The following is a 14,945-nucleotide window of genomic DNA, read 5'->3' on the forward strand; positions in this document are numbered from 1 at the left end:
AACTTGAATGATATGAAAAAAAATATTCAGATATGGCTATTGGCAGCTCTCCTCCTGACGGGAGGGCTTGCCGGATGTTACAATGATAAAGGTAACTACGACTATAAAGAAATTAATGAGGTGGAATGCTCCATCAAGGCAGCCATCAAAGGAGGAAATGAAATTGTGATTAACGAAATGGGAAGCAGCCGTTGTAAGCAATCGCCTATTGATGTAGTAGTTGTCTATACTCCTGTCATTTCGCAGACGATGGCTCAGAATGAGGAGAATCTCGTTTATGAGTGGAAAGTGACCAAAGCAGGCGAAAAGGCTGTTTTTACTACAGACAAAGTATTGGAATTGGAGTTTCCTGCCAATACAGCGACTTCTTACAGCATAGTGTTTAGCGTGACCGATGAACTTACCAATGTAAGCTTCTACAAATCTTTGAGTATCAATACATCGCAACCTTATATCAACAGTTGGTTTGTATTGAATGAAAAAGAAGGCGTACAACAGTTGTCGGTAATAGAAGAACCCGATTCTGTAAATTCCATCATCTCTTTTGACGGATATGGCGATTTGGGTCTTTCCAAGTCGGAAGATATAAAAGTAATCCGCGATGCAACGCATTTGATTTACTCTCCTACGTTAGACCGCAAGAATGCCGTAAATCCGGAAATTCTGCAACTGATGTCAAAAAACGGTGTTTGGCGGACAAAACCCAGTACGCTCTCCATGACCGCTATGAAGTTGCCGAGTGTGGTAGAGGCCAACAAACTTTCGCTGGTGAATGGTATCGACGGAAGCGTGGCGTGTCTTTCTACCGTCATTGTGGATGAACGCGGACAAATGCACTATTGCTATGATGGTGAAATTTATGAGATGATTGAACCTTACAAGACTCCTTATCGCACGGGAGTGCTTGGTCATAATTTAGGCGAACCGGGACAGATTGCCATATGGGACAATGAAGAAATGGCGTTTGGATATGCAGACATCAGAGGTGGCAAGGCTGAAGTGAATTTTATCTATCAGTATGTAGAAGGGCTTAATGACACGGAGATTGTGTGGATGGGACCTGAGTATGGTGATGGAGACGAGAGTAAAAATTCATTGGGTATCGCCATCGCCCGTCAAAAGGCTACGCAGGATTACATCGTTTATCACTTAGGACGGAATGATGATAAAGAGTATGCAGTGACCCGCAGCGATGCTATCGGACAGTTGATGGGCGGCAATGCGGTTTCTCAGTTTGCCACAGCACCGTATGCATTTCTGCAGCAATTCTTCTACATTTCAGGAAGCAAACTTTATCGTTGCAATGTCAGCAATGGAGAGTCGGTGGAGATTTATGATGCGGAAGGTACGATTTCAAAGATGAAATTCAGAATCTTGAATGAGAACATAGGACGCCCTCACGAAATGCGTATGTTGGGTATGGCTGTAGAGAAAGAAGACGGCACATGGGAGTTGCATCAGATTGAACTTACCATTGCCGGAGACTTAAAGGAAGATAGCGTGAAGAAATTTGCAGGGTTCGGAGCCATCAAAGACTTCTGTTTCTCATTCCGTAATACAGCATCTAATTAAAAAGAATAAAATTTAGTGTGATTATGAAACGTACATTATTATATAGCTTACTGTTGCTTGCGTTGACTGCTTGTCAGGATTACATCACTCCAGAAGTGCCCAAAGATGATTTGTCTTCATGGATGAACGAAGAAGGGCTTGTGAAAGGAGAGGTCTATGTGAAGTTCAAGCAACTGGACAAAGATTTGCAGGTAGTGGCTACTCGTAGCGGTGAAGTGGAAACCGGCAACAAAGATTTGGATGCCGCCGCCGCGAATATAAAGATGCGGCAGATGGAACGCCTGTTCCCTGCCGGAAAGTATGAGAAGCGCACCAGAAAAGCAGGATTGCACCTGTGGTATAAAGTGAAGTTTGACGAAGCCGTCAACGTGGGACAGGCTGTGGATGCTTTTTCCGCATTAGACAATGTGGCTTGCGTGGAGCCTGTGGGCAAGGTGGTGCCTGTTGCGGTGAATCCGCCTAAGGATACTTATTTCGGTTCTCAGTGGTATTTGCACAATACAGGTCAGATTGGTATGATGGAAGGTGCGGATATCAAGATTCTGGATGCTTGGGAACTGACTTCGGGAAGCTCGGATGTAATTGTGGCTGTGATTGATCAGATTGTCGATTTTAGACACATGGAATTGAATCAGTGTATGTGGCGAAATGACGAGGAGGATGAAGATGGCTATGTAGACAACGATGGCAACGGCTATGTGGGCGACTACTATGGATTGGGAGTAAACAACAATACCATTCTCAGCGATGATAAAAGTCATGGAACACACGTAGCGGGAATAATTGGTGCATCTACAGTTACCAATAATTATTTCAATCCTAATGGTATTGCAGGTATAGCTGGTGGTGGTTATCCGATGTACAATCAGGGAGTTCGCATCATGACCTGCGACTTTTCTTACGGCCCTGCCGCCATTAAATATGCGGCGGATATGGGAGCGGTGATTTGCAATAACAGCTATCATGTCGGTACAGGGCAAGCAACCATACAGGCTTTTCAGGAAGCTGTCGACTATTTTGTGGAATATGCAGGTTGTGATGAAAACGGCAATCAGGTAGGCCCGATGAAAGGTGGCTTGGTGATTGCGGCTGTTGCCAACGACGGCGTGAAGAAGGATGCGGTAATTCCCGCCTCTTTGAATCATGTGATATCCGTAGCCAGTGTAAATCCCCGTTTTCAGAAAAGTAGTTTCTCCAATTACGGTTCGTGGGTGTCTATCTCGGCTCCCGGCGGTGGTGGTGATGAAGTTCCTGCCGAATACGATTGGAGTACTTGGGCAATCTGGAGTACGGTGAACAATAACGATTTCAAACCTATGGTCGGCACCTCTATGGCTTCGCCCGTAGTGGCGGGAGTAGCAGCGTTGGTGGTCTCTTACTTGAAAGACAAGGAAGGCGGACTCACTGCCGAAGAGGTGAAACATCGCCTGTTGCAGAATGTCACTCCCATTGCAGAATACAATCCCGAATACGAAGGAATGATTGGCGTAGGTTGTGTCAATGCGTACGGTGCTTTGACGGGAGCCATGAACTGGCCGCCTGTTATCAAGCTGGTTTCGGAAGGACTGGATGTAGAGACCGACAAAGTGCTTTACTACGACGAAGAGGTGAACTACGTGTTTGAACTGAGCGACAAGGAAACCGATACAGTCGGCCTCACCTATGAGGTGGACGACCCTGCCGGTATCTTTAAGCAGACTTTCGCAGATGGAAAACTCATTCTTTCCCTGCGCAACAAGGATATTCAGCCCGGTTCATACAAAGTTTCTCTCTCCGTGACCGACCAGGGAGTAGGAGGAGAAGAGCACCTCAACGTACAGACTACCACTACCGCTTTCACCGTTCGCCTGTTGCCCGAAGTACATACGGAAGCAAGCATCGAAAACACGAACACCGAACTGACGATTGGTGCAAGCGCCACCTTCAGTGGCAAGGTGACCGCACGGATATACGACACGCTCGGCAACTTGGTGCTCGAACAAATGACGAATATCTCGCTCAGTTCTCCCGGCAAAGTCGATATCTCCGGATTGAGCGGCGGTATGTATGTCGTGAAACTGACGTGCAACAATAAAACGATTACTAAGAATATCATAAAACTGTAAGAGTATGAAAAATATAAGATATGGCTTGATGATGTTGCTCTTGTGCGGAGCAACCGCTACCTTTGGACAGGGTGATAACGGAGCGGCTTTGTTTCCCGAACTGACGCCCGATGTGCGCGGTGTAGGAATGGGTAACAGTGGGGTGGCTTCTTCGGCAAACGCATTCTCCATTTGGAGAAATGCTGCCAAGAATGTTTTCTCGGACCGGAAGGCGGAAGTGGCCTACAGTTTTACGCCCTGGATGCGCGAATTGGCTTCGGGCAGCAATCTGCACGCTTTGGCAGGCCATTACCAGTTGGACGACAAGCAGGGAATCCAGGCGGGTTTCCGCTACATCAACCGTCCGGAAGTGGAGCGCGCGGGTGCGGTCTATACCCCCAAGGACTGGAGCATTGACTTGGGATATGCACGCAAGCTCACCGAAGGACTGTCCGTAGGTGCAACGGCACGTTTCGTACGTTCCGCTCTTTTTGACAATGCGGTGGCGAACGGGGTGGCTTTCGACCTCGGTGTCTATTACCAACAGGCCTGGCGCAACAACGACGACGCCCGTTGGAGCTTGGGTTTGCAGGCTTCCAACTTCGGTACGAAAATGGATTACGGATACGGTAAGTATAAGCAGCCTGCCAAAGTGAATGCCGGAGGAGGTGTCGACTATGCATTCAACGACAACCACCGTCTGCAAGGCACGCTCGAAGTGGGCTACCGCGTATGGCCCGGCAGTTGCTGGGAGAGTGCCGTCGGAGCGGAATACACGGCGTTCAAGCTGTTTTCCGTACGCGGCGGATACCACTATGGAGAAGAAAACAACCGTATGCAACGCTACGGCACCATCGGCTGCGGCGTGTATTACAGTATGCTACGTGCCGACTTTGCCTTTATTATTCCTGAGAAAAACAGCTTCCTAAAGAATACATGGCAGGTGTCGTTGGGGGTAGCCTTCTGAACTGAGTCTGAACCAAGAAATAACGAATAGATTAATGTATATGATAAGAAGAATTTTAATAGGATGTGTTTGTCTGTTGTGTAGTGTAGCATGGGAGACAGTGCAAGCTAAGAAAACTGTGTTAAGTGCCGAAATCTACGGTTATCGGGCAGAGATGGTCTATTTTGACTGTTTCCAGACCCCGTTGCTCCGGCAGGAGTTCCATACCAATCCCGGTGAGGAGCATATTTACTCGTTTGATACAGACCGGATGGTGACGTTTGCCATCAACGGCAGGACAACTGTTTTGCTGATGCCGGGCGACAGCCTGCACGTCAACCTTCGTTACGAAGGCAAGCAGGTGCAGTCTGTAGAGTTCAGCGGAACAGCAGAAGCGGTGGCGCAAAACCGCCTGCTGCGCGACATCGAACAGTTGAAACGTACCATGCGCTATAAATCGCAGCTTCTTGCCTGCATCGCCGTAGATGTGAAGCCGAAAGAACGTTTCGAAGCATCACGGATGCTGTTGGAGCAGAGCCGCAAGTTGTTGGAAAAAGCCGGCAAGGAGATTCGTCCCGAAGTGAGCAGCTATGTCTTGGCAGACATCGAAGGAAGCGTATATAATTCGTTTATGGAATATCCGGTGATGTATGCTGAAACCCGCCGTTTGCCGATTGAGAAACAGGAAATCGGCGATTACTGGTCGGTGATGGACGGATACAGCCTGCGCACGGACAAGAACGCCTTGCTGTCTCAGGATTATATCGGGATGCTGATGCGCTATATGTTCTTCGTCAACGAGAAGAAGGCGCACGAGTCGGGCGCAACCTATACGCGCCCCGCTTCCTTCGAAGAGGGATACCGCGCGTATGCTGCATTCTATACAGGCGATGTAAGGGATGTGGTGCTTTATACGATTATCTGCAACTTTATCCGTAGCGGAAAGAATCTCGACCGCATAGATGATGTAGTGAAGGAGTATAAGAAGAAATACAACCGGAACAAGGAATATATACGTATTATAGAAACACTTTTGCAATAAATAGAGAATGAAAAATACATTAATGGCAACGTTGCTTTTGGCAAGTTGCGGACATATGTCATATGCACAGAACAATGTGACTGTGAAAGGACAGATTAAAGGAGTGGAATCGGGGCGCCTGTATATGCTGGCTCCGGTTTCCGAAAAACGGGTGGATACGCTGGGCACTGCCCTTTTCCAAGCCCCCGATTTTGTGTTGGAGGGTAAGTGTGACGAACCGGTGGTGGCACATATCGTTGTAGAGAACTATTCGGGAGGATTCCCCTTCATGGCAGAGCCGGGCGGCTCGTACACTGCTTTGCTTACCAATGGGCGGGAGGCCTACATCCGGGGCGGCAAGTTACAGGACGCCTGGACGGGATACTTGAAGTATTCCACCGAGCAGCGCCAGAAGATAAGCGCAATGAAGCAAAGACACCAGACGTTGGTTGCTGAAAATAAATTCAGAAGTGCCAGTGCGCTGAACGATTCGATTCAGCTTTTGGAGCAACAGGCAAGAAAAGAGACTTACGACTTTTTGGGACAGCACGACGACCTGATTACGGCGCATACTTATCTGGAAAATGCACAGATGCGCGATGCGGGCGCCGAGCAGAGCCGTAAGATGTACGAATCGTTGGGCGAAGGTGCCAGGCAGACGCCCAGTGGCCGTATTTTGAAAGAGCGTTATGAACGGATGGAGCAGACGGAGAAGGGGAGACTTGCCCCCGACTTTACGCTGAGTACTCCGGAAGGCAAGGAAGTGACGCTGAGCAAGGTGGCAGGAAAGGTGAAGATTCTTGATTTCTGGGCTTCGTGGTGCGGACCATGCCGCCTGAACAATCCCGCTCTGAAAAAGGCTTACGAGGAGTATCACGACAAGGGGCTGGAGATTATCAGCGTCTCGCTCGACGACAAGCCGGAACGTTGGAAGGATGCCATTGCCAAAGACGGGCTGACGTGGATAAACGTCTCCTCATTGAAAGGATGGAAATGCGATGTGGCACGGCTTTACAGTGTGAGCGCCGTTCCCGCCATCTTTGTTCTCAACGAGGAAAACCGCATTGTCGCCACCAATCTGAGAGGAGAAAAACTGGCTAAATACTTGGAAGATAACTTAAAGTAACCGTTTCTTCGGTTGCTTTTTAATTAAAACAGATAAAGTATTCATTTTTATATGAGAAGAATAATAGTTTCGGTTGCCGTTGGGATGTTGGCAGGTGTCGGTTGCCTGGCACAAGACGGCGGCAAGTATGTCATTACTGGTGAGATGACACGCGATTCGTTGCGCTTCACTCCGCAAGCGGTCCGCATGATTTATCTGGCGTGCCAGTCCGACGGCAAGGAAGTCAGACTGGATTCTGCCGTTGTAAAGAATAAGACCTTCCGCTTCGAGGGCAAGGCTCCCCGCTTTGTGGAGGCCGCCTATCTCTCCGGATTCGATAACGGAAGCGTGCAGTTATTGCTCGAGCCGGGCAACATCACGGTGCAGCCGTTTGATGCCCACTATCCCGTGTCGGCAAAGGTAAGCGGTACGCCTTGCAACGATGTGATGAACGGCTACTATGCGGTGCGTGCAAAAGATGTGCAGGATTCGAAAGTCCGCATGAACAATCTGTTCAATTCGCTGCCCGAAGAGGTGAAGAACAATCTAGAGCAACAGATGGACTATCAGGGTTCCGTGTTCAATATAAACACCGTGATGCAGAAAGTGGTGGCGCTGGAATACCTGCGCAATCACCTCGACAACGAAGCGGCTTTGTTTATCATCAAGCACGACAGCTACCATCTGTTCCAGCCGAAAACGGTCGAACGTATGTTGCTGCGTGCCGTCTCTCCGCGACTGAGACAGCATCCCGTCTATCGTGAACTGGAGAATAAAATCAAGGCAAGCAACCTCAAGGTAGGTTCGCCCGCGCCTGACATCGCAGGAGTGACGCCGGAAGGCAAGGAGATATCCCTTTCCGACTATAAAGGAAAATATGTACTGTTGGATATCTGGGCTTCGTGGTGCGGACCGTGCCGTCGCGAATTTCCTTATTTGAAGCAGGCGATGACAGCTTCGGAAGCAAACGATAAATTTGTGATACTCAGCTACTCTATCGACAGCAAGGAACGGGATTGGGTGAACAGCATCGAAAAGAATGAGTTGAAACACAAGAACTGGATTCACTTTTCTACCTTGAAAGGATGGTCGTCCGATGCTGTGTCGCTGTTCAACGTGCAGGGAGTGCCTCACACGGTTCTGCTGAATCCGAAAGGAGAAGTGGTGGCTTTCAATCTGCGTGGCGAAGAGATGCTCAACAAGGTGAAGCGAATTATTGAGGGAGTGGAGACGTATGAATAAGAAACGAATAAAAAGAAGCAAGAGAATGTTACGCAAGTGTTATATAGCCGCAGCCTGCCTGGTAGCCTGTATGGGCGGGGTGCAGGCACAAGAGAATACGTGTGTCATCAAAGGACGTATGCTGAAAGATTCGCTGCGCCATACGCCGCAACGGATACAGAAGATTTACCTGACGCAGATGGACGAGTACGAACGCATGATTAATGTCGATTCCGTGAAGCCGGTGAACGGTACTTTCACCTTTACACGTTCTCTGAAACAGGGTGAGCCGGAATTGCTTTATTTTCTGACTGGTTTCGACAACGGCAACGTGCAACTGTTTGTGGAGCCGGGCACAGTGGAAGTGCGCATTCCGGATGCCGCTTTTCCCGCAGGAGGAATGGCAAAGGGAACGCCGACCAACGACCTGTACAACCAGTATAAGGAAATCCGTCGGCTTTGTATCAAGGAGCAGACCGACACCTTGAACGTGTGGCAGGAGAAACATGGAGAGTCGTTCAAGCAATGGATGAGCCGTCCCGAAAATCAGGAAGAGTGGATAAGTGTCGGCGCGGCGGCAATGGTTTCCGCTTCTGCAGCGCAACTCCGTTTTCTGCTCGAACACAACGATTCGCCGTTGGTGCCTTTGATGCTGGAGAAAGAGGTTTATCCGACATTGAGCAAGGCCTATGTGCAGCGTATGCTGAAATCCTTGTCGCCTAAGTTGAAGAAGCACCCGTATTACCGCTCGTTCAGCAACGTAGTGCGTGCGCAGGAGTTGAAAGTAGGCGGCGAGTTGCCCGACATCACGCTTCCTCTTGCTGAAGGCGGGCGCAAGACGCTGGAAGATTTCAAAGGAAAATATGTGTTGCTGGACTTTTGGGCTTCGTGGTGCGGCCCCTGCCGCCGGGAGATTCCCTACCTCATACAGTTGTACAATGAAACACAGGCCGACCGAGACCGCTTTGTGATTGTCAGCTTCTCTTTGGACAACAAGGAGAAGGACTGGAAGAACGCCATCCGCACGCATCAGATGGACAAGGAGGAGTGGACGCACGCTTCCGACCTCTTGGGATGGAGTTCGCCCGCCGCCCGTATGCTGGGAGTGACGGCAGTGCCCAAGACCATCCTGATCGACCCCGAAGGAAGAGTCATTTCCTTCTCCCTGCGCGGCGAGGAAATGGTAAGCCGCGTGAAGCAGATTTTAGCAGGTGCCCCCGCTTTCGGCGAAGGTGACGGCAAGGAAGAGGAGAAGAAATAAGCATCTTCGTGCACACCCCAAAAGACAATTTCATGAAGAAAATAATCGCATACATATGTATTTGTTTGGCCTCACTGACCGCTGCACGCGCACAGTCGGCGGTGGTTGGCGGGCAAGAGACGCTGCCTGTCGACTCGGCGGTGCTCATAGGCAGGCTGCCTAACGGGATTACCTATTATATCCGCCACAACGGCGACCAGCCCCGCCGTGCAGGCTTCTACCTGATTCGCAATGCCGGTTCGCTGTTGGAGACGGATGAGCAGAACGGATTGGCGCATTTCCTGGAGCATATGGCTTTTCAGGGAACGAAGCATTTTCCCGGTAAAGGTATTATCTCGGGACTGGAGAAACACGGTGTGGCGTTCGGGAGCAATATCAACGCCTATACGTCGCACAACGAGACAGTTTACCAACTCACTGACGTGCCTACGCAAAGCGAATCTTTGCTGGACACCTGCCTGTTGATACTGCACGACTGGTCTTACTACCTGTCGTTGGAAGAGAAAGAGATTGACGCAGAACGCAAGGTGATTGTCGAAGAGTGGCGCACCCGCCGAACGTCGGCGGTGCGGATGCAGGAAAAGACAAACCAGGTGCTCTATCAAGGCTCACGGTATGCCGACAGGGATGTCATCGGAACGTTGGACGTCATTCAGCACTTTGCTCCACAGTCGTTGCGCGACTTCTATCACCGATGGTATCGCACCGATTTGGAAGCGATTGCCATTGTGGGCGATTTCGATGCGCGCCGGATGGAAGAAAAGGTGAAGACGCTCTTTGCCGCCATTCCCGCTGTGAAGAATCCGGAGCCGCGTCCGTTCTTTTCGATACCCGACAACGATACGCCCCGCTACGTGCTGGCAACGGACAAGGAAGCCGCCCGCTCTTCGTTGGGGCTGTCCATCCGGCTGAACGACACCCCGGCGTGCGAACGCAATCGCGTGGCTTATCTGCGCGAGAGTCTGATTATCTCGTTCTTTAATTCGATGATGCGGACGCGCATTGCGGAATTGGCACGTCGTCCGGACGCTCCGTTCCGTCATGCGGAGATTGCCTACGGAGATTTGGTACGCGGATATTGTGCATACAATGTCAATGTATCTCCCCGTCCCGGACAGGAAGCCGCAGCATGGGAAGCGGCAATGACCGAGAATGAACGGGTGAAACGCTACGGCTTCACGCCCGAAGAACTGGAGCGCGCCAAGAAAGATATGCTCACGGCACTGGAGAACGGTCGCAGGCGGGGTAAGGCAAACAGCCGTTATGCGCAAGAGATACAGGGACATTTTCTGGAAGGACGACCGCTGCTCAGTCCCTCCGACTATTACCGTTGGGTGAAACGCCTTGTTGCCGACATTAGGGTAGAGGAGGTTTCTGACAGGGCGAAGAAGTGGAACAGCCCGATAAACCGGACATTGCTGGTAGTGGGCTCAGCCAAAGAGAAACATTTGTCGCGCGAGGATATGACGGCTATCATGGAGCGCGTGGAGCACTCCAGTCAGATTCGTCCTTATGCGGTGAATACCCCTTCGGGCGTTCAGCGCAAACTGCTGGATGATGCAGAGCTGCAGGGCGGACAGATTGTGAAGGTGCGTCCCCTGGAGCGTTTTGGCGCCGTAGAGTGGACTTTACAGAATGGTGCCCGCGTGGTGTTCCGCCATAGTGCGAGCAATAAAATCCTTGTTTCCTCCTATAGCAACGGCGGAACCTCTGTCTACGAGGATATCGACTTGCTTCCCGCAGCCGAGAATGCCGCAACGATGGTATCTTCGTTCGGCGTGGGCGACTTTACGCCCGACGAACTGCGGACACTGTTGACCGGTAAGCGGGTGGGATGCAAAGTGAACATCACTCCATGGGATGAGGCGATAGGCGGCTCCTCTGTCGCGGAAGATTTCGAGACGCTCATGCAGTTGATTTACCTACGTTTCGAGAAACCCCGGTTCGACGAAGCATTGTTTGCCACGCTGATGCAGCGCAACTATGCAGCGTTGCAGCAGTATGCCGGACAGCCGCAGACGGTGATGCGGGATTCGCTCCAACAGATTTTGCACAATTACAGTCCCCGTTTCCCGGCTTTCAATAAAGCATACTTGGATAAGATTACGTTGGAAAGATTGAAATATGTCTATTCCGACCGTATCAAGGACGCCAGCGATTTCGTATTCTTTATCATGGGTAATCTGAAGGAGGAAAACGCCCGTCAGATGGTGGAGAAATACATCGGTTCTTTGCGCTCCGAGCACCGCAAAGAGAAGCGTACTCTGCACCGCGAATTGCCGGCAAAGGGGAAGGTAGTGAAAAACATCCGGCTCAACTGGGAGACCCCGAAAGCCACTGTTGTCACCAATTTTTCAACGAAGTTGGAAAATACACCTTACCATAACATTTGCCAAAGCCTGTTGCGCGGCATCTTGCAGTTGCGCTATACGGAAAACATCCGCGAGAAGGAGGGAGGCACATATGGAATCAATATCAATGCTACTTCGTCCCGTCTTCCCGAATCGCGTTACTCTTTTACCATGATATTCGACTGTGCGCCTGAGCGGGAAGCCCATTTGAAGTCGTTGGTACACGCCGAAACGGAACGTCTTGCCGAAGAGGCACCTGGGCAGGATGAGTTTGCAAAGGTGGTTGCCAATCTGCGGAAAAACGACGAACAGTCGAGAAACTCTGACGCCTACTGGATGGCTGCTCTTGCCGCTTATTATACGGAAGGCATCGACATCACCGCTCCCGAAAATTTTGACAAGATATTGGAGCGGTTGACGCCTGCCGATATACATAAGTTCGCCAAGAAGATGTTTAAAAAGTCTTATGTGGTAGATTTGACATTCAAGTCAAAGTGAAAGATACAGCGATATGGAAATAATATGAAGATACGAATTTAGGGCAACATTCTAAAAAAAAAGAGGCTGTCTAAAAAGTCGTTAGTAACTCCAACTCCCTTCCGATTCCCCCGTTATCGGAGGAGAGCAACCTTCCTTAAGGAGGAGCATCGAAAAGTACAGGCTTATATCGAACTGACGTTAGTTTAAATTCTAATATGATACAAAATCCTCATTATTAATAAAATATATAGTAGGTTGATAGGTCGAAGTTAGCGCTGAATAAGCGCTAACTTCGACTTGTTTATTTATATATAAAATTATATAAAACCTCGAGATTTCTACACCGACAAAATAAAGAAAATGTTTTTTCTTTAGAGGAAAGATAGAAAGAACTTTTTTATCTATTGATTTTTCCAGTCTTGATTCTTTCTTTACCGAAATAATCGTATCGTTCAGTTATATTTCCTATATTTGTGATATTGAATTAAATACAAAATACTATGGGCGATTTGAATAGTGTATATCCGTTACTCGGTATAGTGATACTTATTGTTTTGCTATGCCGGTTTGATGGTCGGTTTACGAAGGTAGAGAAAGAGCTTGATGTAATAAAAAAGCAGATGGACGCTCTTCTGAAGGGGCAGGCGAAAATGGCTGCTGGTGATGTGGAATCAAGTGAGGAGACGCCTGAAAAAGTAGTAGCAGAAGTCCTGTCAAAAGAAAAATTGGTTGAAGAAGAGTTGGTTGTTCAAGAACCAAGTACAATGGTTGAGGCTGTGGTTGCTGATAAATTGCAAGACGCTCCGGAATCTGTTCAAGAATCTGTTCAGGAAGAAATTATTGAAAGTATCCCAGTTATGGATACCGTTCGGGAAGAGTCTGCAATGTCTCCGGAACCGATTCGTGTGGCACCGGTTACTCCGAAACCACCCAAAAAACAAATTAATTACGAGAAGTTTATCGGCGAAAACCTGTTTGGAAAGATTGGTATTCTCATATTTGTGATAGGGGTGGGCTTCTTTGTGAAGTACGCCATTGACAAGAACTGGATTAATGAGACTTTCCGTACCGTGCTTGGTTTCCTGACCGGGGCGGCATTGCTGATTGTTGCTGAGCGGTTGCAGAAGAAATATCGTACATTCAGTTCGTTGCTTGCTGGTGGGGCTTTCGCCGTGTTCTATCTCACGGTTGCTATCGCATTCCATTATTATCATATCTTCTCGCAGACTGTGGCGTTTATCATTCTGATAGCCACTACTATATTTATGTCTGTTCTTTCTGTGATATATGACAGGCGTGAGCTGGCTATTATTGCACTTGTAGGCGGATTTTTAGCACCTTTCATTGTGAGTAGCGGTGAAGGAAGTTATCAAGTTCTGTTTACTTATGTGAGTATATTGAATTTGGGTATGTTCGGGCTTTCCATCTACAAAAAGTGGAGCGAGCTTCCGATAATCTCTTTTGTCTTTACTTGTTTGATAATGGCTAGTTTCTTATTGTTGAGCTATTCTTCCCGCTCTACGGTCATTTCGGGACATTTGTTGATGTTTGCCACCCTGTTCTATTTTATCTTTTTGCTTCCTGTGTTTTCCATTCTTCGTGGAGAGAAGATACAGGCAATGAGCCGCGGACTGGTATTTGTCATCATCACTAATAATTTTGTCTATCTGCTTTCGGGAATTCTTTTCCTAAAGAACATAGGACTGTCTTTTAAGGCGAGCGGTCTGTTGAGCCTGTTTATCGCACTCGTTAATCTGGGGCTGGTGCTTTGGTTGTGGAAGAATAGGAAAGAATATAAATTCCTCGTGCATACCACATTGGGGCTTGTGCTGACATTTGTCTCCATCACTGTCCCGATTCAACTGGAAGGAAACTATGTTACCTTGCTTTGGGCATCGGAAATGGTATTGCTGTTGTGGCTTTATGTTAAGTCGAAAATCAGGGTATATGAGTATGCGGCTAAAGTCTTGGTAGGACTCACTTTCGTTTCTTACTTGATGGATGTGTATAGTGTGATGTTTGAACATCAATCCTTGGATACAATTTTTCTGAATAGTTCATTTGCCACCTCTTTGTTTGTGGGATTAGCTACAGGAACATTCGCTTTATTAATGGAATATTATCATTCATTCTTCTCTACGGCACGCCGGTTGAAATACAGTTTCTGGAATCCTTTGATGCTTATACTCTCCGTAATCATACTTTATTATACATTTATGATGGAATTCAATCTGTATTTTGAAGGGGCAACGAGAAGCGGAGCGATGTTCTTGTTTACCGCCGTATCCATTTCGGGCATTTGCTATGCTTTCAGAAAACGATTCCCGATAACAAAGCACCTCACTTCCTATACATTGGCTATCGGAATGAATACGCTTGTATATATTCTGAATATATGGTGTGACCAATGGGAGAATATGGCTTTCACTCCTGTCATGTTGCGATGGCTGACGGTCGCCTTCGTGATAGCAAACATATATTACGTGGCACGTCTGTACTATACATCAATCGGCATAAAATCGCGCTTCACCGTATATCTGAATGTTCTTGCCACGCTCCTTTGGCTGACAATGGTACGCTCTTTCCTTTGGCAAGTAGGTGTAGACGATTTCAGTGCCGGGCTATCACTTTCATTAAGTATTGCCGGATTCGTCCAGATGGGGTTAGGGATGCGCCTGCATCAGAAAGCGATGCGTATGGTAAGCCTTGCGATTTTCGGAATAGTCCTGCTCAAACTCGTATTAGACGATTTATGGGCAATGCCGACTATTGGCAAGATTATCGTATTTATCATTCTGGGATTGATATTGCTGATTCTTTCGTTCCTTTATCAGAAACTAAAGGATGTGTTGTTCAAGAATGACGAGGAAGAAACAAACTAAATCTTTGAAAATATCCGATAAG

The 14,945-nt window shown here is 48.3% G+C and carries 9 protein-coding genes; all 9 read left to right on the top strand.

All coding sequences use genetic code 11. The features are described from left to right. Nucleotides 1–12: 12 nt before the first annotated feature. Nucleotides 13–1,572 carry a PKD-like family lipoprotein gene (locus CLIN57ABFB40_RS16090; protein WP_175631013.1) on the top strand — a complete coding sequence of 520 codons (1,560 nt, stop codon included), beginning with the start codon at nt 13–15 and terminating at the stop codon, nt 1,570–1,572. Nucleotides 1,573–1,595: 23 nt separating this feature from the next. Then, on the top strand, nt 1,596–3,677 hold the full coding sequence (locus CLIN57ABFB40_RS16095) for a S8 family serine peptidase (RefSeq protein ID WP_175631014.1): 2,082 nt from the start codon (nt 1,596–1,598) through the stop codon (nt 3,675–3,677). Between the two features lie 4 nt (nt 3,678–3,681). Next, nucleotides 3,682–4,623 carry a PorV/PorQ family protein gene (locus CLIN57ABFB40_RS16100; protein ID WP_175631015.1) on the top strand — a complete coding sequence of 314 codons (942 nt, stop codon included), beginning with the start codon at nt 3,682–3,684 and terminating at the stop codon, nt 4,621–4,623. 40 nt (nt 4,624–4,663) lie between these two features. Next, complete coding sequence (locus CLIN57ABFB40_RS16105) at nt 4,664–5,644, top strand: hypothetical protein (protein ID WP_254871796.1); 981 nt, start codon at nt 4,664–4,666, stop codon at nt 5,642–5,644. A 7-nt stretch (nt 5,645–5,651) separates the two neighbouring features. Then, nucleotides 5,652–6,749: a TlpA disulfide reductase family protein gene (locus tag CLIN57ABFB40_RS16110; protein ID WP_175631017.1), complete on the top strand. Its 1,098-nt coding sequence runs from the start codon at nt 5,652–5,654 to the stop codon at nt 6,747–6,749. Nucleotides 6,750–6,800: 51 nt separating this feature from the next. After that, entirely contained in the window at nt 6,801–7,970 is a 1,170-nt protein-coding gene (locus tag CLIN57ABFB40_RS16115) for a TlpA disulfide reductase family protein (RefSeq protein WP_175631018.1), read from the top strand. Nucleotides 7,971–7,995: 25 nt separating this feature from the next. Beyond that, a complete protein-coding gene (locus tag CLIN57ABFB40_RS16120; protein ID WP_175631019.1) occupies nt 7,996–9,210 on the top strand; it encodes a TlpA disulfide reductase family protein in 1,215 nt (404 codons plus the stop codon). A 32-nt stretch (nt 9,211–9,242) separates the two neighbouring features. Continuing rightward, nucleotides 9,243–12,059, top strand: a complete 2,817-nt coding sequence (locus tag CLIN57ABFB40_RS16125; RefSeq protein ID WP_175631020.1) for a M16 family metallopeptidase — start codon at nt 9,243–9,245, stop codon at nt 12,057–12,059. Nucleotides 12,060–12,541: 482 nt separating this feature from the next. Continuing rightward, a complete protein-coding gene (locus CLIN57ABFB40_RS16130; RefSeq protein WP_175631021.1) occupies nt 12,542–14,923 on the top strand; it encodes a DUF2339 domain-containing protein in 2,382 nt (793 codons plus the stop codon). The last annotated feature ends 22 nt before the right edge of the window (nt 14,924–14,945 follow it).

This window comes from Bacteroides acidifaciens (assembly GCF_903181435.1).
GTDB lineage: Bacteria > Bacteroidota > Bacteroidia > Bacteroidales > Bacteroidaceae > Bacteroides.